19 protein-coding genes, 1 pseudogene and 1 riboswitch are annotated in these 21635 nt (G+C 45.3%); of the genes and pseudogenes, 18 read left to right on the plus strand and 2 right to left on the minus strand.

What is annotated here, in order from left to right:
• Positions 1-69: 69 nt before the first annotated feature.
• The 16 genes and pseudogenes from LKD42_RS05125 to LKD42_RS05200 all read left to right on the plus strand — a co-directional run bounded on the left by LKD42_RS05125 (position 70) and on the right by LKD42_RS05200 (position 15936).
• Positions 70-399, plus strand: a complete 330-nt coding sequence (locus LKD42_RS05125; protein ID WP_248835004.1) for a DUF8180 domain-containing protein — start codon at positions 70-72, stop codon at positions 397-399.
• A 14-nt stretch (positions 400-413) separates the two neighbouring features.
• On the plus strand, positions 414-605 hold the full coding sequence (locus LKD42_RS05130; RefSeq protein ID WP_248835005.1) for a CooT family nickel-binding protein: 192 nt from the start codon (positions 414-416) through the stop codon (positions 603-605).
• Positions 606-646: 41 nt separating this feature from the next.
• On the plus strand, positions 647-1579 hold the full coding sequence (locus LKD42_RS05135) for a methylenetetrahydrofolate reductase (RefSeq protein ID WP_147631693.1): 933 nt from the start codon (positions 647-649) through the stop codon (positions 1577-1579).
• Positions 1580-1606: 27 nt separating this feature from the next.
• The gene (locus tag LKD42_RS05140; RefSeq protein WP_248835006.1) at positions 1607-2377 is read left to right on the plus strand and encodes an ATP-binding protein; all 771 of its coding nucleotides are present in this window, start codon (positions 1607-1609) and stop codon (positions 2375-2377) included.
• 117 nt (positions 2378-2494) lie between these two features.
• A complete protein-coding gene (gene cooS, locus LKD42_RS05145; RefSeq protein ID WP_248835007.1) occupies positions 2495-4387 on the plus strand; it encodes an anaerobic carbon-monoxide dehydrogenase catalytic subunit in 1893 nt (630 codons plus the stop codon).
• Positions 4388-4455: 68 nt separating this feature from the next.
• A complete protein-coding gene (locus LKD42_RS05150; protein WP_173865772.1) occupies positions 4456-5238 on the plus strand; it encodes an ATP-binding protein in 783 nt (260 codons plus the stop codon).
• Between the two features lies 1 nt (position 5239).
• Complete coding sequence (gene acsB, locus LKD42_RS05155) at positions 5240-7363, plus strand: acetyl-CoA decarbonylase/synthase complex subunit alpha/beta (RefSeq protein ID WP_248835008.1); 2124 nt, start codon at positions 5240-5242, stop codon at positions 7361-7363.
• Between the two features lie 317 nt (positions 7364-7680).
• Entirely contained in the window at positions 7681-8622 is a 942-nt protein-coding gene (acsD, locus tag LKD42_RS05160; protein ID WP_147631698.1) for an acetyl-CoA decarbonylase/synthase complex subunit delta, read from the plus strand.
• Between the two features lie 27 nt (positions 8623-8649).
• The gene (gene acsC / locus LKD42_RS05165) at positions 8650-9993 is read left to right on the plus strand and encodes an acetyl-CoA decarbonylase/synthase complex subunit gamma (protein WP_248835009.1); all 1344 of its coding nucleotides are present in this window, start codon (positions 8650-8652) and stop codon (positions 9991-9993) included.
• Between the two features lie 32 nt (positions 9994-10025).
• Entirely contained in the window at positions 10026-10811 is a 786-nt protein-coding gene (acsE, locus tag LKD42_RS05170; RefSeq protein WP_022119429.1) for a carbon monoxide dehydrogenase/acetyl-CoA synthase methytransferase subunit, read from the plus strand.
• Positions 10812-10814: 3 nt separating this feature from the next.
• Positions 10815-12737 carry a corrinoid activation/regeneration protein AcsV gene (acsV, locus tag LKD42_RS05175; protein WP_248835010.1) on the plus strand — a complete coding sequence of 641 codons (1923 nt, stop codon included), beginning with the start codon at positions 10815-10817 and terminating at the stop codon, positions 12735-12737.
• A 58-nt stretch (positions 12738-12795) separates the two neighbouring features.
• Positions 12796-13401, plus strand: a pseudogene (locus LKD42_RS15340) (DUF3786 domain-containing protein); the annotation flags it as partial.
• Between the two features lie 45 nt (positions 13402-13446).
• Positions 13447-14076, plus strand: a complete 630-nt coding sequence (locus tag LKD42_RS15345; RefSeq protein ID WP_147631816.1) for a cyclodeaminase/cyclohydrolase family protein — start codon at positions 13447-13449, stop codon at positions 14074-14076.
• Positions 14077-14092: 16 nt separating this feature from the next.
• Positions 14093-14950: a bifunctional 5,10-methylenetetrahydrofolate dehydrogenase/5,10-methenyltetrahydrofolate cyclohydrolase gene (locus tag LKD42_RS05190; protein ID WP_022119426.1), complete on the plus strand. Its 858-nt coding sequence runs from the start codon at positions 14093-14095 to the stop codon at positions 14948-14950.
• Positions 14951-14955: 5 nt separating this feature from the next.
• Positions 14956-15489: a nitroreductase family protein gene (locus LKD42_RS05195; protein ID WP_248835011.1), complete on the plus strand. Its 534-nt coding sequence runs from the start codon at positions 14956-14958 to the stop codon at positions 15487-15489.
• A 114-nt stretch (positions 15490-15603) separates the two neighbouring features.
• Positions 15604-15936, plus strand: a complete 333-nt coding sequence (locus tag LKD42_RS05200; RefSeq protein ID WP_147631817.1) for a cupin domain-containing protein — start codon at positions 15604-15606, stop codon at positions 15934-15936.
• Between the two features lie 195 nt (positions 15937-16131).
• On the opposite strand, the gene LKD42_RS05205 is transcribed toward LKD42_RS05200, so the two are convergent.
• Positions 16132-16734, minus strand: a complete 603-nt coding sequence (locus LKD42_RS05205) for a GTP pyrophosphokinase (protein WP_022119423.1) — start codon at positions 16732-16734, stop codon at positions 16132-16134.
• Between the two features lie 176 nt (positions 16735-16910).
• Positions 16911-17098, plus strand: a riboswitch (cobalamin riboswitch).
• Between the two features lie 369 nt (positions 17099-17467).
• The gene (locus LKD42_RS05210) at positions 17468-18973 is read right to left on the minus strand and encodes a 4Fe-4S dicluster domain-containing protein (protein ID WP_248835012.1); all 1506 of its coding nucleotides are present in this window, start codon (positions 18971-18973) and stop codon (positions 17468-17470) included.
• Positions 18974-19273: 300 nt separating this feature from the next.
• Between LKD42_RS05210 and LKD42_RS05215 the strand changes: the two genes are divergently transcribed.
• Positions 19274-19750 carry an NADH-quinone oxidoreductase subunit NuoE family protein gene (locus LKD42_RS05215; protein WP_022119224.1) on the plus strand — a complete coding sequence of 159 codons (477 nt, stop codon included), beginning with the start codon at positions 19274-19276 and terminating at the stop codon, positions 19748-19750.
• Positions 19750-21630: an NADH-ubiquinone oxidoreductase-F iron-sulfur binding region domain-containing protein gene (locus LKD42_RS05220; RefSeq protein ID WP_248835013.1), complete on the plus strand. Its 1881-nt coding sequence runs from the start codon at positions 19750-19752 to the stop codon at positions 21628-21630. Before LKD42_RS05215 ends, LKD42_RS05220 begins: the two co-directional genes overlap by 1 nt.
• Positions 21631-21635: the final 5 nt, after the last annotated feature.

A 21635-nucleotide genomic window follows, 5' to 3' on the forward strand; every position in this document is an offset into this window, starting at 1 on the left:
CTGTGTTATAATGTTGTCAATATAAGGGTATTTGCGTAATTTTGCAGGTACAGAAAGGAGTAGATATCAGTGCATATCATAAAAGATGAGAATGGCAATGTTTGCCCTCATGGTCATGAACACAGTCATGAGCACGGACATGCACATACACACGACGGTGTATGCCAGGAAGGCTGCAGCGGCTGTGAGCCACATGATCCGAAAAAAGAAAACATTGCACTTTTAACATATATGCTGCAGCACAATGAACATCATGCAGCAGAACTGGATCAGATGGCAGACAAATTGCGGAAAGCCGGAATGGATACAGCGGCGGAACAGATACGGAAAGCGGTTGATGAATTCCAGAAAGGCAACCTGTATCTGAGTGTAGCACTTGCCACTGTAAAAGAAAATTAACAGGAGGCGAAATTATGTGTCTTGCAGCAGTATACAAAGCTCAGGATCCGGAGACAAAACTGTTTGAATTTGTAAGCAGGATCGATGTTGACAAAGAGACAATCACCCTTACGGATGTAATGGGCGAGCAGAAAGTTCTGGAAGGTACTATCGTAATGGTAGACCTTGCAAACAGCATTGTGAAGATCAACTGCACGGAATCTTAGCAGTTATCAAATAAATTAAAATAAAATGGAGGTATGTTACTATGAAATTATCGGAAAAGATGAAAGAGAAACAGCTTCTCTCTTTTGAATTATTCCCACCAAAAACAGAGAAAGGTATGGCAAATCTGCCAGGAACGATCGAACATCTGATGGAGTTCAAACCGGAATACATTTCCTGTACTTACGGAGCTGGCGGCGGAAACGTTGGAGCAAACCGTGAAGTATGTCAGATGATCAAGAAAGCAGGTTCCATCCCTGTAACACATTTCACCGTAATCAAAAATACAAAAGAAGGTATCAGAGAACAGCTGGATCAGTACCTGGAAGAAGGGGTTGACCATATGCTGGCACTGCGCGGCGACTTCCCGATGGGTGAGACAAGCACCATGGGAGATTTCGATTACGCTACCGACCTGGTGAAATTTGTCCGTGACCAGTACGGCGATAAATTCGAAATCGCAGTAGCAGGTTCACCGGAAGGCCACATTTCCTGCAGAAGCCTGGAAGCAGATATCGCTGTTCTGAAACAGAAACAGGACAATGGTGCAGACTACATCATGACACAGCTCTGCTGGGATATGGAACAGTTCAAATACTGGCTGGATGCAATCCGAAAAGCAGGTGTTACCATGCCGGTAGACGTAGGAGTTATGCCAATTCTGGATCAGGCAGCTACGATCAATATGGCACTGTCACGTAACGGCTGTGTAATGGACCGTGAACTTTCCAGACTGATCTCCAGACACTGGCTGTTCCCAAATCCATTTGCAGCAAAAGATGCAGAGGGCAAACCTTTTGATTTATTCTATGATAAGAAAATCGCAGAATTCAAAGAAGAAGGTATCGAATACACGATCAGACAGATCGATACATACCGTGCACTGGGCGTTGAGGGCATCCATCTGTATGCTCTGAACAAATGGAAAGATGTTTCTGAAATCATCAATCGTTCCGGCCTGCGTACACTGGTATAAAGAGACAGGCAACAGGAGGAAATATTTATGGCACAGGTAATAGCCGTTGCAGGAAAAGGCGGCGTGGGAAAGACAACGCTGTGCGGGCTTTTGATACAGTATCTTTGTGAGAAGGGGAAAACACCGGTTCTTGCAGTAGATGCAGATGCCAATTCCAACTTAAACGAAGTACTTGGCGTTGAAGTGGAGATGACACTCGGTGAAGTTCGTGAGCAGATTGAAAATGCAGCGAACAGTGCAAAAAGCCCGATCCCGCCAAGTATGTCAAAAGCAGACTATGCAGAGATCATGATGAATCGCTGCCTGGTCGAAGAAGATGACTATGATATGCTCGTCATGGGCAGGACACAGGGCAAAGGATGCTACTGTTTTGTAAATGGTCTGCTTCAGGCACAGGTACAGAAACTGACACCGAACTACAAATACATGGTCGTAGACAATGAAGCAGGAATGGAGCATATCAGCCGTGGCATTTTGCCAAAAGTTGATACGATCATTCTTGTGAGCGACTGCTCCAGACGAGGTGTTCAGGCAGTTGGACGTATTGCCGGACTGGTGAAAGAGTGCGGACTTAATCCAAAACAGATCGGACTGATCGTAAACCGTGCACCGGAAGGCAAACTGAACGACGGAACAAAAGAAGAGATTGAGAGACAGGGTCTTACACTTTTTGGTGTCGTTCCGCAGGATCAGGAAGTCTATGAGTATGACTGTGACGGAAAGCCAATGACAGAGCTTCCGGAAAATGCAGCAGTCAAGACGGCACTGTATAAAATACTGGACTCTATCAGCTTATAAAGCACATCCCCTTGCGGGAAGCCGTGAGGGGATTTATTTCAAAAACCTGTATCCCATGGGGGCGGATAGGATATGAGAAACCTGTGGGGCAGGAACCCATAAACAAGGAGGTAGATGATGGGAAACTTTAAATTGACAACCGTTGAAGAATTCGAAGCGGCTACAGAGAAACTTCTGGAGACAGGAAAAAAAGTAGGAGCAGACGCATGGCAGTATCGTGCAGCAAAACAGACTCCACATTGTAAATTTGGTGAGCAGGGTGTCTGCTGCCGTATCTGTGCAATGGGACCTTGCCGTATCACACCGAAGGCACCAAGAGGTATCTGCGGATGTGACGTACACGGTATCGTAGGACGTAACTACCTGAAATTTACAGCAGGCGGAGCAGCAACGCATTCCGATCACGGACGTGAGATCTGCCACACACTGTACTGTGCAAAACCAGAAGGACCTTACAAGGTAAAAGATCCTGAGAAGCTGATTCGCATCGCAAAAGAATGGGGTGTTGAGACAGAAGGAAAAGATATTTATGATCTGGCACACGAGATGGCATATCTGGGAATGAGCGAGTACGGTAAAGTATTCGGTACACAGAACTTCTTAAAGAGAGCTCCTCAGCATACACAGGAGATCTGGGAGAGAGAAGAAATCGCACCAAGAGCAATCGACCGCGAAGTATCATGTTCTTTACATATGAGCCACATGGGATGTTCTTCCCTTCCTGAGGCACTGATCCGTCAGTCCTTAAGAGCCGGTCTGTCTGATGGCTGGGGCGGTTCCATGGCAGGTACGGAGTTCTCAGACGTTCTGTTCGGAACACCGAAACCGATCGAAACCGAAGCAAACCTGGGTGTTATGGTTGCTGAAAACGTAAATATTGTTGTTCATGGACATGATCCGTCACTGTCTGAGATGATCTGTGAATATGCAGATGATCCGGAAATGATCGCTTATGCAAAAGAAATGGGAGCAAAGGGGATCACCGTATCCGGTGTGTGCTGTACTTCAAACGAAGTTGCAATGCGTCGTGGTATTCCGATGGCAGGTAACTTCCTGCAGCAGGAAAACGTAGTATTGACCGGTGCATGTGAAGCAATCGTTGTAGACGTTCAGTGTATCTTCCCGGCACTTGGCCCTCTGAGTAAATGTTTCCATACTAAGTTTGTGACCACTTCTCCGATCGCACAGATGCCGGATGCTGAGTACATTCGTTTCAATGCAGAGACAGCAGGAGAAAATGCAAAAGCGATCGTTAAGATGGCGATCGAAAACTTCAAGAACAGAAAACCGGAACTGGTACATATTCCGGATATGAAACAGAAAGCAACTGTTGGATATTCTGTAGAAGCAATCGTAAAAACTCTGGATGGCGTTGCAAACTCTCAGGTTGATGAGATGGGAACAACAAAACCGCTTCTGGAGTGTATCACATCCGGTGTTATCCGCGGTGCAGTTGCCATGGTTGGATGTAACAACCCGAAAGTAAGACCGGATACAGCCCATATCGAGCTGATGAAGAAAATGATCGCAAACGATATCATTATCATTGCTTCCGGATGTTCTGCACAGGCTGCTGCAAGAGCAGGTCTGATGGACAAAGAAGCAAAAGAACTCTGCGGAGCAGGTCTGAAGAGAGTATGTGAACTGGCGGATATCCCACCGGTACTGCATATGGGATCCTGTGTAGATATTTCCCGTATGATGATCCTGGCAGCAGAGCTGGCAAAAGATTCCGGACTGAACATTTCTCAGCTTCCGGTTGTCGGATGTGCACCGGAATGGATGTCCGAAAAAGCAGTATCCATCGGTAACTATGTAGTAGCTACCGGTATCGATACGTTCCTGGGCGTTGATCCGTATGTATCCGGTTCTGACCAGATCGCACAGCTGCTGACAGAAGGCGTACGTGACTGGGTAGAAGCCGCATACACCGTAGAGAAAGATATCGATAAACTGGGCGATGCTATGATCGCAAGAATCGAAGAGAAGAGAACTGCACTGGGAATCTAATCTTTATGAAAACAAACGCAGGGCGGTTTTATCCGCCCTGCAAAGAAAAATAGAAGGCGGATAGTGATATGAAAATTGCAGTTACCGGAAAAGGCGGTGTCGGAAAAACAACATTTGCAGCCACACTTGCCAGATTGTATGCACAGGAAGGCAAGCATGTTCTTGCTGCAGACGTAGATCCGGATGCAAATCTTGGACTGGCACTTGGATTTTCAGAAGAAGATCTGGATTCAATCGTGCCGATCACCAGGATGCGAAAGCTGATTCAGGAACGTACAGGTGCGAATGATCAGAATCAGTTTTACAAGCTGAATCCGAAAGTGGATGATATACCAGATGCTTATTCAAAAACCTGTAATGGCGTAAAACTTCTGGTTCTTGGTACCGTTGAAACAGCAGGAAGCGGCTGTGTGTGTCCGGAGCATGTGATGTTGAAGCGCATCATCAATCATCTGGTGTTAAGGAGCAACGATGTTGTAATTCTTGATATGGAGGCTGGGCTTGAGCATCTTGGCCGTGGAACGACAGAAGGCATGGACCAGTTCATTGTTGTGATCGAACCAGGGGCAAGAAGTATCCAGACTTATAAAAATGTAAAGAGACTTGCAGCGGAACTTGGAGTTCGCCAGGTACGCGTGGTTGCCAACAAAGTAAGGAACGAGGATGATGAAGCATTTATCCGTTCCAAAATACCACAGGAAGATTTGCTTGGATTTATTCATTACAATTCAGAAATAATCGATGCAGACCGTCAGGGAAGATCACCGTTTGATGTAAGCCCGAACGCAAAAGCAGAGATTTCAATAATAAAAAGCAGGATAGACGCAGATCTGTCCAAAGGAGGTAAATAAAGTGACATTATTTGATGTTGTATTCAGTGGAAATGATACCGTATATGGCCTGACAGAGGGTGCAATCGATGCTGCGATCGAAAAACATGGTGCAGATAAAGCGATTGCTTTCCCGGATACGGCTTACAGCCTGCCATGTTATTATGCAGTAACCGGTACAAAGGTTGCTACACTTGGACAGTTAAAAGAAGCTCTGGGCGTTGTAAAAACCCTGATGACAAGAGAGCAGAAATTAAATGATGCATTTATGTCCGGTATTGCAACCGCTCTGTGTGCAGAATTTATCGAAGTACTGAAATATATTGACGGAGCTGCACCATACGAAGCTCCGTGCTACGGACATCTGGCAGATGCAGTGATCCGTGAACTTGGTGTACCGCTGGTAACAGGTGATATCCCGGGTGTTGCAGTTATCCTTGGTGCTGCACCGACTGCACAGGAAGGCGTTGACCTGGTAAAGAGCTATCAGTCACAGGGTATCCTGGTTACACTGGTTGGCGGTATCATTGATCAGTGTGAAGAACTTGGCTACAAAACAGGTGCAAACGTACGTGTGATCCCTCTGGGCAAAGATGTTACAAGTGTAATACATGTTGTATCCGTTGCAGTAAGAGCAGCTCTGATCTTCGGTAACATTCAGCCGGGTGATGCAGCAGGCCTGATGAAATACACCATGGAACGTGTACCGGCATTTGTAAATGCATTTGCACCGCTTGATCCGGTTATCGTTGCATGTGGAGCAGGTGCGATCGCACTTGGTTTCCCAGTAATCACAAACGAAGATACTTTCAAAGTTCCAAAGAGCCTGATCGTTCAGCCAGACGTTTCCAAATTCAACGCAACTTCTCTGGAAGCAAGAGATATCAAGATCAAGATCACAAACATCGACATTCCGGTTGCATTCGCATCTGCATTTGAAGGTGAGATCATCCGCCGCGGCGATATGCAGGTTGAATTCGACGGCTCCCGTGTAGACTGCTGCGAGCTGGTTATGACAAAGGATGCATCTGAGATCGAAGATCACAAGATCACACTGGTAGGACCGGACATCGACGAAATGCCGGTAGGAAGCAAACAGAGCATCTGTTATGTAGTAGAAGTAGCAGGAAAGAGTATGCAGTCCGACTTTGAACCGGTATTCGAGCGTAAATTCCACTCATACCTGAACTGTGTAGAAGGTATGATGCATACCGGTCAGCGTGATATGATCCGTATCCGTGTAAGCAAAGAGACATTTGAAGCAGGCTTCCGTGCAAAACATATCGGTGAAGTTCTGTATGCAAAAGTAAAAAGCGAATTCGCAGCCGTTGTAGATAAATGTCAGGTAACAATCTACACAGACTCTGCAGAATGTACCAGAGTCCGTCATGAAGTAGCTATGCCGCTGTTTGACAAACGTGATGAGCGTCTGAATACACTGACAGACGAAGGCGTTGATGTATATTACAGCTGTATCATGTGCCAGGCATTCTCCCCATCCCACGTATGCGTGGTTACACCGGAAAGACTGGGACTTTGCGGAGCTGTTTCATGGCTGGATGCAAAAGCAACCAACGAGCTGGATCCTCAGGGACCATGCCAGGTTATCACAAAAGAAAGACCGATCGATGAACGTATCGGTGAATACGAAGACGTAAACGAAGCAGTTCAGAAATTCTCCCAGGGTGCCCTGGAAGACGTATCCCTGTATTCTATCATTGAAAAACCAATGACATCCTGTGGATGCTTCGAGTGTATCTGTGGTATCGAGCCGCTGTCAAACGGTGTCTGCATCGCAAACCGTGAATATGCAGGTATGACTCCGATCGGTATGACATTCTCAGAACTGGCTTCCATGACAGGTGGTGGAGTACAGACTCCTGGATTTATGGGACATGGAAAACATTTCATTGCTTCCAAAAAATTCATGAAAGCAGAAGGCGGAGTAGCACGTATCGTATGGATGCCGAAAGAACTGAAAGAACAGGTAGCAGAAAGACTGAACGCAACAGCAAAAGAACTGTACGGCATTGATAACTTCTGTGATATGATCGCAGATGAAACTATCGCAGAAGATCCGGAAACACTGCTGGCCTACCTCGAAGAAAAAGGACATCCGGCTCTGACCATGGAACCGATGATGTAATACCGAGGAAAGAAATCAAGCGACTGCGAAGCAGGCATTTGATTTCACCCGAGGTATTAGCGACAGAATCAGGAGCACGAAGTGCGAAACAGCGAAGCTGTGATTCTGGAGATGTCCGAAAGGACGAGAGGAAAGAAAACAAGCGACTGCGGAGCAGACATTTGTAACAAATATCGGCTTTCTGGCTTTATGCGGATCGTCCGGAAAGCCGAATTTTATAATTTATTGTTAAATAATTGATTTTTACAGGCTGCTGTTGTAAAATAGAAGTAATGTTTTTATAACAGTCTAAAAAGCATGAAGGAGGATTTTTAGAAATGCCATTTACAGCAAAATCAGGAAAATTCAATGCCAGCATCAACGCTGTTGAGTTTGGTACTGGCGATAAAGCAGTGAAAATCGGAGGCGAGAATGTATTCCCGCTGTATTCTTTTGATGCTGCAATCGAAAATGCACCGAAGGTAGGTATCGAGATCACAGATTTCGGTATGGAACATGAGCCGGAGTGCATCAAAAAATATTATGAAGGTTGTGCTACTCTGGCAGATATGGCCAGAAAAGCAGCTTCTATGGAAGGTGTAGACTTTTTAAGTTTCCGTATGGAAGGCGGAGATCCAAACGGAGCAAACAAATCTACAGAAGAACTGATCGGTGAACTGAAAGAAATCGCAGATGCAGTTGATCTTCCACTTGTAGTATGCGGATGTAAAAATGTTGAGAAAGATGCAGAACTGTTCTCAAAAGCGGCAGAAGCCCTGAACGGTAAAAATGCAGTCATCCTCTCAGCAAAAGAAGAAAATTACAAGACAGTAGGTGCAGCAGCAGGCCTGGCTTACAAACAGGTAGTAGGTGCTGAATCAGCTGTTGATATCAACCTGGCTAAACAGCTTAACGTACTGATCTCTCAGCTTGGTGTTGACAGCAAGAGTGTCGTTATGAACGTAGGTACTGCAGCAGTTGGATACGGTTTTGAGTATGTTATCTCTACTATGGATCGTGTAAAAGCAGCAGCTCTGCAGCAGGGCGATGCAAATCTGCAGATGCCGATCATTACTCCGGTAGCATCTGAGGCTTGGGGTGTAAAAGAAGCTATGGCTTCTGAAACAGATGCTCCTGAATGGGGCTCACAGGAAGAACGTGGAATCGATATGGAAGTAGAAACTGCAATGGCAGTTATCGCTGCCGGTTCCAATGCGGTAATCCTGAAACATCCGGAATCCATCAAGATCATTTCTGGTCTGATGAAAGAATTAGTCTAAGAGTTGCGTTAAGGAGGAGATGTAATTATGGCACTTAAAGGTCTTGATATTTTTAAATTATCACCAAAGAAAAACTGTAAAGAATGTGGATGCCCGACATGTATGGCATTCTCTATGAAGGTTGCACAGGGTGCAGTTGATATCGCTGCTTGTCCGTATTTCGCACCGGAAGCACTGGCTAAACTTTCAGCAGCTACCGAGCCGCCAATGAAAACAATCAAAGTTGGTGCAGGCGATGCAGAGCTGTCTTTGGGTGGCGAAACCGTTCTGTTCCGTCATGAAAAAACATTCGTAAGCAGAACAAGATATGCAATGTCTCTTTGCACATGCATGGATGATGAGACGGTTGCACAGAAACTTGAGGACATTAAAAAAGTTGATTATGAACGTATCGGCGAGCGTATGTTCGTTGAGATGGTATATGTAAATTACAGTGCAGATGGCAAACAGGATTATGTTGAGCTGGTGAAAAAAGCAGCAGAGACAGGACGTATCCTGATCCTTGACTGTAAGGATGCAGAAATTGCAAAAGCAGCACTGGAAGTATGCAAAGATGGAAAACCGATCCTGAATGGTGCAGATGCTTCCAACTACGAAGCAATGAACGCTGTTGCCACAGCAGCAGGTGTTGTACTTGGCGTAAGCGGAGCAGATCTGTCTGAAATCCACGATACAGTAGAAAAGCTGGAAGGTCTTGGAAACAAGAATCTGGTGATCGATGTAACCGGAGCAGACGTAAAAGAGACATTCAAAAATGCAGTTCAGATCCGTAAGGCAGCAATCAAAGACGGTGACAGAACATTCGGATATCCTTCTATTGTAAATCTGCACAAAATTGCAGCAGGTGATCTTCACAAACAGGCAGCACTGCTGTCCCTGTTCACAATGAAATATGGTTCCGTAATCGTTGCAGAACATATCGGTTATGCAGAAGCTCTGCCTCTGTATGGTCTGCGTCAGAACCTGTTCACCGATCCTCAGAAGCCAATGAAAGTGGAACCGGGCATCTATCCTCTGAACGGAGCAGATGAAAACTCTGTATGCCTGACAACCGTAGACTTCGCACTGACTTACTTCCTGGTTTCCGGAGAGCTGGAACGTTCCGGTGTACCGGTAAACCTGATTATCAATGATGCTGGCGGTCTTTCCGTACTGACATCATGGGCTGCTGGTAAATTCTCTTCTTCTTCTATCGCCAAGTTCTTCCAGGAACAGGATATCGAAGGAAAGATTAAGAGCAGAAAACTGATCATCCCTGGTAAAGTAGCTGTCCTGAAGGGCGAGCTGGAAGCAAAAATGCCGGGCTGGGAGATCATCATTGCTCCAAACGAAGCAGTTCAGCTTGTTAAGTTCATGAAAGACTTTGCATAAACTAAATATACAAGCAAAAGGAGAACAAAATAATGGGAAAATTCGTTACAATCGGAGAAAGACTTTCAACAACAGCTCCAGCAGTAAATAAAGCGTTTCTGGAAAGAGATCCGGAACCGATCTTAAAAAGAGCAAAACAGCAGCTGGATGCAGGAGCTACATATCTGGACGTAAACATCGGACCGGCAGAAGGATATGGCCCGGATCTGATGAAATGGGCAGTTGAATTGCTGCAGGGTGAATTTGACAACGTACCTCTGGCACTGGATACATCCAATAAAGCAGCCATCGAAGCCGGTATCGCTGTATACAACCGTTCTAAAGGAAAACCGATCGTAAACTCTGCAGATGCTGCAGGAAGAATCGAAAACATCGACCTTGCAGCTGCAAACGATGCAATCGTTATTGCACTGTGTAACGGCGAAGGTATTGCAAAAGACAACGATGAGCGTATGGGTTACTGCCAGATGCTTCTGGAAAGAGGTCTGGAACATGGTATGGAAGCAGAAGATCTGTGGTTCGATCCGCTCTTCCTGGTAGTAAAAGGTATGCAGGACAAACAGATGCAGGTTCTGGAATGTATCAAAATGTTCTCTGATATGGGACTGAATTCTACAGGTGGTCTGTCCAATAACTCCAACGGTATGCCAAAAGCAATCCGTCCGATCATGGATTCCGCCCTGGTTGCAATGGCTATGATGCAGGGTCTGACTTCTGCAATCGTTAACCCGAACGACCTGCGTCTGATGGAAACCATCAAATCCTGTGATGTATTCAAAGGCAATACTCTGTATGCTGACTCCTATCTGGAGATCTAATAAATGTATAAGGTTACTTTTAAGTTTGAAAACAGCGAAGATGTCACAGTCTTCGCTGCTTTCGGTGAGAGCCTTCTTGAGGTAGCGAGAAAAACAAATGTAGCTATCGATGCACCTTGTTCAGGAAATGCATCTTGCGGAAAATGCAGAGTAAAACTCGTAGAGGGAGAATTGGATTCCAAACAGACGAGACACATCAGTGATGAAGAATATGCACAGGGATGGCGTCTGGCATGCTGCAGCAAAATAAATGCGGATGTTGCTGTAATGGTGCCAGATATTGCTTCCGCATATCGTAGCCGTATGAAGGTTGCGGATCTGTCATCACCGGATGAATTAAAAATCTTTGATAATATTAAGCAATCGATTACAGAAGCAGGTATCGAACTCAAAAATAATCTTGAAAGCATTCATGTTAAAATGGATGTACCAACTCTGGATGACACTATGCCGGATAACGAACGTCTGACAAGAGCCATCCGTGAAATTACCGGAATGCAGCGTGTGAAGCTTCCATATTCTGTGATCCATAAAATGGCACAGGTACTGCGTGAACACAATTTTGATGTAAACGTTGTGATCCGAAAAACAGAAAAAGACATTTTTGTCTATGACATCTGCGGTGCGGACGAAGCACCGGTCATTGCAGGACTTGCAATCGATATTGGTACCACAACCGTATCTGCGATCATCATAGATATGACAGATGGAAAGATCCTTGCAAAAGGATCAAGCGGTAACGGTCAGATCCGCTACGGTGCGGATGTTATCAACCGTATTATCGAATCCCGCAAACCGGGCGGTCAGGACAAACTTCAGAAAGCGATCATTGAAGAGACGATTAATCCATTGGTACAGACGATGTGCCGTCAGGCAAAGATCAGCCCGATGAACATTTACCGTATGTCGGTCGCAGCGAACACCACGATGAACCATCTTCTGATTGGAGTTAATGCGGATCCGGTTCGCATGGAACCGTACATTCCGACCTTCTTTAAGACCAATTCGATTTTTGCAGGAGATATTGGTATCAAAGTAAATCCGGATGCACATATCATTCTTGCACCGAATATCGGCAGTTATGTCGGCGGAGATATCACAGCCGGAGCATTTGTAACGATGCTGTGGAATCAGGAGCCATTCTCTCTGTTTATCGACCTTGGTACCAACGGTGAGATTGTATTTGGCAATTCAGACTTTATGTTCAGCTGTGCATGTTCTGCAGGACCAGCCTTTGAGGGCGGAGATATCAGCTGCGGTATGCGAGCGACCGACGGTGCGATCGAGGCATGTACGATAGATGCAGAAACGATGGAGCCGAAGCTGACGATCGTTGGCAATGAAGGCACAAAACCGGTTGGTATCTGCGGTTCCGGTATCATTGATATTATCAGTGAGCTGTTCCGCTGCAAGATCATCAATCCAAAAGGAAAATTTGTCAGAGAAGGCCGCCGCGTGAAACGCGATGCAGACGGAATGGGCAGCTATGTGCTGGCATTTGAAGGCGAAGAAGCAGGATCGAGCAAAGATGTAGAAATCACAGAAGTGGATATCGACAGCTTTATCCGTGCGAAAGGAGCTATTTTCTCTGCAATCCGCACCATGCTTTCTTACTGTGACTTTGATATTTCTATGATCGAGAATGTCTATGTTGCAGGTGGTATCGGAAGCGGTATCAACATGGCAAATGCGATCAATATCGGAATGTTCCCGGATATTCCGGTTGAAATGTATCATTATGTAGGAAATACATCACTGGCAGGTGCGTATGCGATGCTCTGTTCTACCGAATCCGAGCGAAAAGTATATGAACTTGCCGCTAATATGACATATATTGAACTCAGTACGATTCCGCAGTATATGGATGAATTTGTAGGGGCATGTTTCCTGCCGCATACAGATGCATCCCTGTTTCCGAATCGGTAAAATTCAAGTCGAACGTATGTGAGACGGAAGATAAATGCGGCATCAAAAGGAGAATTTTATGCAGGTAAGATACGAAAAAGATAATAAAGAAAGAATTCCTTTTGAACATTATCTGGAGGAATTTGCAGCAATCGATCCAAAAGAGGCCGCAGCCAGGGTGGGAGTACCCTGGCATGAAGAGACACAGGAATTTGAAGTGCGAATGATGCAGAAAGCATTTCTTGTAAAATGGCCGGAATGTACCATCCGAAAGGCAAATCCATTTGATGAAGGATATGGAGCCATGGAGGATGGCGTTCCGCCAAAGATCATGGCAATCCGATTTTTAACAAGGGGTGTGTACTCAGAAGGCACCGGAAAGTTTCTGACTTATCGGGAAGTGCCGCATGGAGAAGTTTATTACCGTCAGTTTAACGGAAGATGTATGATGCGGCTTGCTTTTTCTTATGGAAATAAATTGCAGGAATTTAAAAACAAAATGGAAGCACTGGGGGCAGTAAATTGCGGACACGGTGATGCCGGATACGAGTTTGAATTTATCAACGGGCATCGCGTACAGTTTTTGCTGTGGGCAGGAGATGAGGAATTTCCACCATCCTCCCAAATTCTGTTTTCAGACAATTTCCCGCTGTCCTTTGAAGCAGAAGACCTGGCAGTTGTCGGGGATATTGCGATCGGGACATTAAAGAAAATGAAGGAGGATTTTACAATGGGATTTTCAACGGTACCATGTAATGAATTTGTAGAAGTTCTGGCTTCCAAAGCACCGGTTCCGGGCGGCGGCGGTGCATCTGCACTGGTTGGTGCAATCGGCACAGCTCTTGGAAATATGGTCGGAAGCCTGACAGTCGGAAAGAAAAAATATGCGGATGTAGAAGAAGAAATGCAGGAGTTAAAAGCAAAATGCGATGTTCTTCAGAAAGAACTGCTGACTCTGGTAGAGAAAGATGCGGAAGTATTTGAGCCGCTCTCCAAGGCGTATGGCATGCCAAGAGAGACAGAAGAAGAGAAGGCGGAGAAAGCACGCGTTATGGAGATTGTGCTGAAAGATGCCTGCTCCGTACCGATGGAGATCATGGAGAAATGCTGTGAAGCGATTGAACTGATCAAAGAATTTGCGGCAAAAGGTTCAGCCCTTGCGATCAGTGATGCAGGCGTAGGTGCCGTATTCTGTAAAGCAGCACTGGAAGGAGCTTCCCTGAATGTGTATATCAACACAAAATCCATGAAAAACAGAGAATATGCAGAAGAACTGAACGCAAAAGCAGATGCTATGCTGGCAAAATACCCGCCGATGGCAGATGAGATCTTTGCAAGTGTTCTTGGAAGACTGAAATAGGCGGAGGATAAGCATTATGGCAAAACAGTTATTAGGAAAAGAAGTTGTTGCAGCTTTAAACGAGCGTATTATCGCAAAAGCAGAAGCATTAAAAGCAAATGGTGTTACACCGACACTTGGAATTGTACGTGTAGGCGAAAATGAAAGCGACCTTTCTTATGAAAGAGGAGCAACAAAACGCTGCGAAAAACTGGGTGTGGAATATAAAAAATATCTGCTGCCGGCAGATGCGACACAGGAGCAGGTTCTGGCAGTGATCGATGAAGTAAACAAAGATGACAGTATTCATGGTGTTCTGTTATTCCGTCCGCTTCCAAAACATTTAAATCAGGACGAGATCGAACAGGCATTAGATCCGGCAAAAGACGTTGACTGTATGACCAACGGTTCCATGGCTGGTGTGTTTACAGGCAAAGATCTGGGATATCCTCCTTGTACACCGCAGGCCTGCATGGAGATCCTGGATCATTACGGAATCGACTGCACAGGTAAAAAAGCAGTTGTAGTAGGCCGTTCTCTGGTAGTAGGGAAGCCGGCAGCTATGATGCTGATCAAAAAAAATGCAACCGTTACCGTATGCCATACCAGAACCGTTGATATGCCGTCAGTTGTAAAAGAGGCAGATATCGTGATCGTTGCAGCAGGTCGTGCGGGCGTGGTAGATGACAGCTATGTAAGAGCTGGACAGGTGATCATCGATGTCGGCATCAATGTCAATGCAGAAGGCAAACTCTGCGGTGACGTAGCTTACGATAAAGTAGAGCCGATCGTAGATGCGATCACACCGGTACCGGGCGGTGTCGGAAGTGTTACCACATCTGTCCTGATCGGACATGTAGTGGATGCAGCAGAGAAAGCAGCTGCAAGGAGGTAAGACAAATGGAACTTCGGGAAGTCATGCAGAAACGAAAAAGTATCCGTCAGTATCTGACGACTCCGGTAGAAGAAGAAAAAGTAAAAGCTATGATCGAGGCAGCAATCCTTGCACCGACCTGGAAAAATGCTCAGGAGATCCGTTATTATGTGGCGGTTTCCGAAGAAAAAAGACAGGCAGTACTGGATGCCCTGGCTGAAGGCAATCGCAAAAAAACGCAGAATGCTCCGGTTTTCCTGATATCTGCCGTTATTTTAAACCGTGCCGGTTTTCAGAAAGACGGCACTGCAGATAACGAGCTTGGAAACGGCTGGGGCTATTATGACTGCGGTCTGCACGATATGAATCTTCTGCTGGAGGCGGCAGATCAGGGCTTATCTACGCTGGTTATGGGACTGCGTGATGCAGATAAATTGCGTGAAGCATTTGACATCCCAAAAGAAGAGTCCATTGTCAGTGTGATCAGTGTGGGATACAGCGATGCAGATCCGGACAGACCGACAAGAAAATCAGTAGAAGAGATTGCAAAATTCTTTTAACCGATCGGGTTGTTGGTCAGGTGCCAGCAGAAGATAATGGTTCGGTTATAAGTGTATGTCTGAATCGTTATTATAAAATCAATTTTATCATTTTTAAAAGGAGTTGGCGTAATGATGACAACAAAGAGAGAAGTAGTTGAAAAAATGTGTGGTGGAAAAGGACATGTAATCATTGACCGTATCCTCGGTGAAAAAGAACTCAACGGAAAATGCAGATTATATGCAAAAGTAACGATTGAACCGGGATGTTCTCTTGGCTATCATGAACATCACAATGAGAGTGAAACTTATTTCATCTTAGCAGGTCAGGGTGATTATGATGATAATGGAACCGTACGCCCGGTTAAGGCAGGAGATGTGACTTACACACCGGATAACCACGGTCATGCACTGACCAATACCGGAGATACCGATCTGGTATTTATGGCACTGATCATTCTTGATTAAAAAACAAAGGCGAATGTAGATAAGATTTATTATGTGATTCTTGTCCGCTTCGCTGAGATGTAAAAATGAAAAAACAGACAGTGATTTCGGGTTCGATTTCGCTGTCTGTTTTTTGTTATAGAAACGGAGGAAATGCAGCATACGACGTACATCAGAAACATTCTTGAATGGAAAAATTCCGATCTGCTGATAAATTCAGGAAAGTGTGGCATTTTCGTTATATTTCTCAAATTCTTTTTCCATATCGACGAGTGTATCTGCATAGCTTAACAGTTCCGCAACACGCTGCTCTCGGTTGTCGTATTCTTTTTTATAAGAAATACGATGCTCCATGGCAGCCCAGAAATCCATGGAAATCGTGCGGAGCTGGATCTCGACCGGATAATATTCACTGGCATCCAGACAGAAAACATTTACGCCGAGAATGATATGATGACTTCGATAGCCATTCGGTTTGGGATTGGTGATATAGTCACGTTCCCGGATAAAGATCAGATCAGACTGTTTTTTCAGCATATCGATCAGATTTTTAATATCACCGACGAAATAACAGACAATGCGGATGCCGGCGATGTCCTGCAGAAGATCCTTTGCATTTTCAAGAGTCGGTTCTTCCCCCTTGCGGATCAGTTTTTCTTCGATGCTCTGCTTGCTCTTGATGCGGTACTGCATCGTATGTATCGGATTTTCAGCAGAAGCCTTGTAAATATTGTGGTTTAAGATCTCCAGCCTGGTCAGAAGCAGTTTCATTGCATCATCGTATGGACGGATCAGATCATAATATTCAGTGTCAGTCATGGAAAACTCCTTTAAAATATCAAAAATTTTGTAACTTTTGCCCTGGCATCATATAAATACAATATAACAGAAAATTATGGACTTCCTGTGACAAAAGTATAAAGCAATGAGAAAAATAATAAACAAAAATGAGTCTTGACAAAAAGATAACAAAGAGGCTATAATAATAACGTGAATTACATATTGCTGTAGCAAGTGCCGATGAGAATCGGGTGAAAGGGAATCAGGTGCAAAACCTGAACGGTCCGGCCACTGTAAGCAAGGAGCACTGTCTTGAAAAACCATTGCATACCCATTTTTGTGAGAAGGTAAGACAGCGTAAAGATAGGCGAGTCAGGAAACCTGCTTGATACATGAGATGAGCTTCCGTGCAGAGCTAAAACATCCAATCCGAAGTCAGAGACGTTCTGGTTTCGTATGATGTCTGCTAAGGGTAAGCAGATGTTTATTATTTTATGAAAAAATAGCGATTGAATCCATCTCGAGCAATCCTGAACATATTGGGGGTAATTCACAGCATACCTCCTTCTGTGGCAGGAATCCGCACCTGCCATAAGATAAAAGAACCGGTTTCCTAACTCCGCAATAGGAAACCGGTTCTTATTATCTCAGTCGGAGATTAAACTCCGACTAAGATAAACGCTCCGCAAGGATGCACAGCGATTCTGTCAGGTAAATGTCAGCAAAGCTGACCAGAATCGTGTGCCAATTCTCACATTCGTTCGACTTGAATTTACTTTAATTCAATTTCTGCCAGTTCTTTTGGAGGGAGCTGTTTGCTGGAAACGGATTTAAACCATTTCACTTTTGCAGCAGCTTTGTTCAGAGGAAGGTTGGTTCCGGCACCGGCAATACAGCCGCCAGGACATCCCATTCCTTCAATCAGACATCCGTTTATTTTTCCGGCTTTGGCAAGAGCCAGTGTCTTTTTACATTCTGCAAGTCCTTCAGCATGGATAATTTTTGGTGCGACATCCGGGTAATAAGCCTTCAGACATTCCTCGATCGCACCGGCAACACCGCCTGCTACGGCATAACCACGTCCGGCAGCAGTGGCATCGTGCATGGAATGGGCATTTTCTTTCTCACCCATATCAATTCCCTTTGCATCGAACATACCGACCAGTTCCTCAAAAGTGATAACAAAATCGACATCACTTCGCACCGAACGACGGCTGGCTTCCAGTTTTTTCGCAGCACACGGACCGATAAATACAACTTTGGCATTCGGATGTTCCTGTTTGATACTTCTCGCAGTCGCAACCATCGGTGTCAGCTCCTGAGAAATATTGTCGATCATAGTCGGAAAATATTTTTTCGCAAGCATGGACCAGGAAGGGCAGCAGGAAGTCAGAAGAAACGGAAGTTCTCCGGTTGCTACTTTTTCGGCATAATGTCTGGCTTCTGAGACGGCTCCAATATCGGCACCGAGAGCTACCTCATAAACTTCGGAAAATCCCAAAGTTTCCAGGGCTGCGTGGACATCTTTTGGCTCCATGCTACCAAACTGACCAACAAACGCAGGAGCAATTTCTGCGATGATTTCATTGCCTTCTTTTAAGGAACGTGCAAGCTGATAAATCTGAGACTTGTCACTGATCGCTCCAAAAGGACAGCTGACCATACACATACCGCAGGATACACATTTTTCGTTGTCAATCTTTGCCCGGCCGAATTCATCACTTCCGATTGCTTTTACGCCGCATGCACGGGAACATGGACGTTCCTTTTTGGAAATGGCATCATACGGGCAGACCGATTTACATTTTCCGCAGTGCACACATTTTTCCTGATCAATATAAGAATGTCCGTTTACCATGGAAATGGCATGTTTCGGGCAGACTTCCGCACACGGGTGGGCAAGGCAGCCTTTGCACATATCGCTTACTTCATATTTATTATCCTCGCAGGAAGCACAGGCGGAAGGGACAACCTGCATCAGAGGCGGCTCATAATATTTTTCGGAAATATTGCTGGCCTCGATGCCATCAGTCAGGTGGACCGGTTTGTTTGTCGGACGCAGACACATTCCCATGGCAAGGCGGACACGTTCCGTGGCAATCGCACGGGCACGGTAAATACTGTCACGGTACTGCGGACCATCTTCCGTTACGATTTTATAGGGAATTGCTTCAATATCGTGGATCAGTGATTCGTCATCGGATTCAAAGCCGATTCTGGAAACCTCAGCAAAAATCTGACGGCGGATTTTTCTTACTTGTGTTTCAATACCTCTCATGTCTTGAAAACTCCTTTATGTCAATTACGGATTTATGGTGGCATGCATACTTCCTTCTCAAAGCACTATAACATATTGATAAAATATTATCAAGGCAAGTCCATGCTCAAAAAACGGAACATCCATATTGTATGTGAAAAATTTAACACAAATATCGCAGTTATCTGACATAACTATGGAAAAGTATTTTGTTTGTTAAATTTTTAATTAATGGAAAAGGCATTGTATATAATAAATAAATAAGATATAATTAACACACAAAATTTGTCAATAAATACAAGAGAGTAGGAGGTATGATTTATGCTGGATCAGTCATATTACCAGAAAGCGGACGAGATCATTGCTTTTTATGGTAAGAAACCATCATCCCTGATTCCTGTGATGCAGGATATCCAGGGGGTATATCGTTATCTGCCGGGAGAATTGCTGACGTACATTGCAAAAGAGATTGGAGTAAAAGAGGCAAAGGCTTACAGTGTTGCGACTTTTTACGAGAATTTCTCTTTTGAACAGAAGGGAAAATATGTGATCAAGGTCTGCGACGGAACAGCCTGTCATGTAAGAAAATCAGCGGCAATCCTCGATGCATTTATGAAAGAACTGGGACTTTCCGATAAGAAGCATACAACGGATGATATGCTTTTTACGGTAGAGACCGTATCCTGTCTCGGTGCGTGCGGACTGGCACCGACCTGTACGGTGAACGATGAAGTCCACCCGAATATGACACCGGAGAAAGTAGTGGGATTGATTACAGAATTGCGAGGTGAGTGCTGATGATCCATAACAGAGACGAGTTAAAAGAATGTCGCCAGAAGGCAAAAGCAGATATGGAGACGGCAGCCTGTCGTATTCTGGTCTGTTCCGGCACCGGCTGTATCGCAACCGGTTCTGAAAAAATATACAATCGCTTTTTAAAACTTGCAAATATAACACCGGGCGTGAGCGTAATCTTTGCACCGCACGATGAAGACACACACATTGGGCTGAAAAAGACCGGATGTCAGGGCTTCTGTGAACTTGGCCCACTTGTGCGTATCACGAAAAACGATGAGACCGTTCAGTATGTAAAAGTTCAACTGGACGACTGCCAGGAATTGTTTGAACGTGCTGTGCTCGGTGATGAGGTAGTGGAGCGTTTATTATACCGTAAAGAGAAAAAAGTTTACCGTCATCCGAAAGAGATTCCGTTTATCGCAAAACAGACCAGGATCGTTCTGGAGAACTGCGGACGTTTTGATGCAGAATCCATTGACGAGTACATGGCATCCGGCGGTTTCTCTGCCCTGGAAAAAGTGATGTTTGAGATGACAAGTGAAGAAGTGATCGAAGAGATCGATAAATCCGGGCTGCGGGGAAGAGGCGGCGGCGGTTTTCCGACCGGACGCAAATGGAAACAGGTGGCACACCAGAAAGAAAAAGTACGTTATGTCGTATGTAATGGTGATGAAGGTGATCCGGGTGCTTTTATGGATGGTTCCGTTATGGAAGGTGATCCGTACAAACTGCTGGAAGGCATGATGATTGCCGGATATGCAGTCGGGGCTGCCAATGGTTATATCTATGTGCGTGCAGAATATCCGATGTCCGTTTCCAGACTCCGCCATGCGATCGCAGAGATGGAAAACCGGAATCTGTTAGGTGACAACATTTTAGGAACGGATTTCTGTTTCCATATGCATATTAACCGCGGAGCAGGTGCATTTGTGTGTGGAGAGGGAAGTGCACTGACGGCATCCATCGAAGGAAAACGAGGTATGCCGCGTGTCAAACCGCCAAGAACGGTAGAAAAAGGACTGTGGGAGAAACCGACCGTCCTCAACAACGTAGAAACGTTTGCCAACGTACCGAAGATCATTCTGCAGGGAGCCGACTGGTATCGTTCGATCGGAACAGCCGGAAGCCCTGGAACCAAAACATTCTCCCTGACCGGTGCGATTGAAAATACCGGTCTGATTGAAGTGCCGATGGGAAGTACACTGCGGGAAATTATTTATGATATCGGCGGCGGACTTAAGGAAGGATCTCAGTTTAAAGCCGTACAGATCGGCGGACCGTCGGGCGGCTGTCTGACGGAGAAGCATCTGGATGAACCGCTTGATTTTGACTCCGTAAAGAAATTTGATGCAATCGTAGGATCTGGCGGAATGGTTGTCATGGATCAGCACACCTGTATGGTAGAAGTTGCCCGGTTTTTTATGAGTTTTACGCAGAGAGAATCCTGCGGAAAATGTGTTCCGTGCCGGGAAGGTACGAAACGTATGCTGGAGATCCTGGAAAAGATCGTAGAAGGCAGAGGCGAAGAGGAAGATCTCGACCGTCTGGAGGAGCTTGCGGCAATGATCCGCAGCATGGCACTTTGCGGACTTGGAAAGAGTGCACCGCTTCCGGTCATCAGTACTCTTAAATTATTCCGAAACGAATATCTGGAACATATCAACGAGCATAAATGTGCCGCAAAAGTCTGTCAGGCTATGCGTAAATATGTGATCAATCCGGAGTTCTGTAAGGGCTGCAGCAAGTGTGCGAAGAATTGTCCGGTTGGTGCGATCAGCGGAAAAGTAAAATATCCGTTCCATATTGACCCGAATATCTGTATCAAGTGTGGTGCATGTAAAGAAAACTGTGCATTTAATGCCATTTACATAGAAGAGTAGGAGGG

The sequence above is a fragment of the Hominisplanchenecus faecis genome, assembly GCF_020687205.1.
GTDB lineage: Bacteria > Bacillota > Clostridia > Lachnospirales > Lachnospiraceae > Hominisplanchenecus > Hominisplanchenecus faecis.

What these genes read in the sequence shown, in the direction of transcription:
- LKD42_RS05130 (WP_248835005.1), top strand. Translation starts at nt 414, where the DNA reads ATGTGTCTTGCAGCAGTATACAAAGCTCAGGATCCGGAGACAAAACTG.
- LKD42_RS05135 (WP_147631693.1), top strand. Translation starts at nt 647, where the DNA reads ATGAAATTATCGGAAAAGATGAAAGAGAAACAGCTTCTCTCTTTTGAA.
- LKD42_RS05140 (WP_248835006.1), top strand. Translation starts at nt 1,607, where the DNA reads ATGGCACAGGTAATAGCCGTTGCAGGAAAAGGCGGCGTGGGAAAGACA.
- cooS (WP_248835007.1), top strand. Translation starts at nt 2,495, where the DNA reads ATGGGAAACTTTAAATTGACAACCGTTGAAGAATTCGAAGCGGCTACA.
- LKD42_RS05150 (WP_173865772.1), top strand. Translation starts at nt 4,456, where the DNA reads ATGAAAATTGCAGTTACCGGAAAAGGCGGTGTCGGAAAAACAACATTT.
- acsD (WP_147631698.1), top strand. Translation starts at nt 7,681, where the DNA reads ATGCCATTTACAGCAAAATCAGGAAAATTCAATGCCAGCATCAACGCT.
- acsC (WP_248835009.1), top strand. Translation starts at nt 8,650, where the DNA reads ATGGCACTTAAAGGTCTTGATATTTTTAAATTATCACCAAAGAAAAAC.
- acsE (WP_022119429.1), top strand. Translation starts at nt 10,026, where the DNA reads ATGGGAAAATTCGTTACAATCGGAGAAAGACTTTCAACAACAGCTCCA.
- acsV (WP_248835010.1), top strand. Translation starts at nt 10,815, where the DNA reads ATGTATAAGGTTACTTTTAAGTTTGAAAACAGCGAAGATGTCACAGTC.
- LKD42_RS15345 (WP_147631816.1), top strand. Translation starts at nt 13,447, where the DNA reads ATGGGATTTTCAACGGTACCATGTAATGAATTTGTAGAAGTTCTGGCT.
- LKD42_RS05190 (WP_022119426.1), top strand. Translation starts at nt 14,093, where the DNA reads ATGGCAAAACAGTTATTAGGAAAAGAAGTTGTTGCAGCTTTAAACGAG.
- LKD42_RS05195 (WP_248835011.1), top strand. Translation starts at nt 14,956, where the DNA reads ATGGAACTTCGGGAAGTCATGCAGAAACGAAAAAGTATCCGTCAGTAT.
- LKD42_RS05200 (WP_147631817.1), top strand. Translation starts at nt 15,604, where the DNA reads ATGACAACAAAGAGAGAAGTAGTTGAAAAAATGTGTGGTGGAAAAGGA.
- LKD42_RS05205 (WP_022119423.1), bottom strand. Translation starts at nt 16,734, where the DNA reads ATGACTGACACTGAATATTATGATCTGATCCGTCCATACGATGATGCA.
- LKD42_RS05210 (WP_248835012.1), bottom strand. Translation starts at nt 18,973, where the DNA reads ATGAGAGGTATTGAAACACAAGTAAGAAAAATCCGCCGTCAGATTTTT.
- LKD42_RS05215 (WP_022119224.1), top strand. Translation starts at nt 19,274, where the DNA reads ATGCTGGATCAGTCATATTACCAGAAAGCGGACGAGATCATTGCTTTT.
- LKD42_RS05220 (WP_248835013.1), top strand. Translation starts at nt 19,750, where the DNA reads ATGATCCATAACAGAGACGAGTTAAAAGAATGTCGCCAGAAGGCAAAA.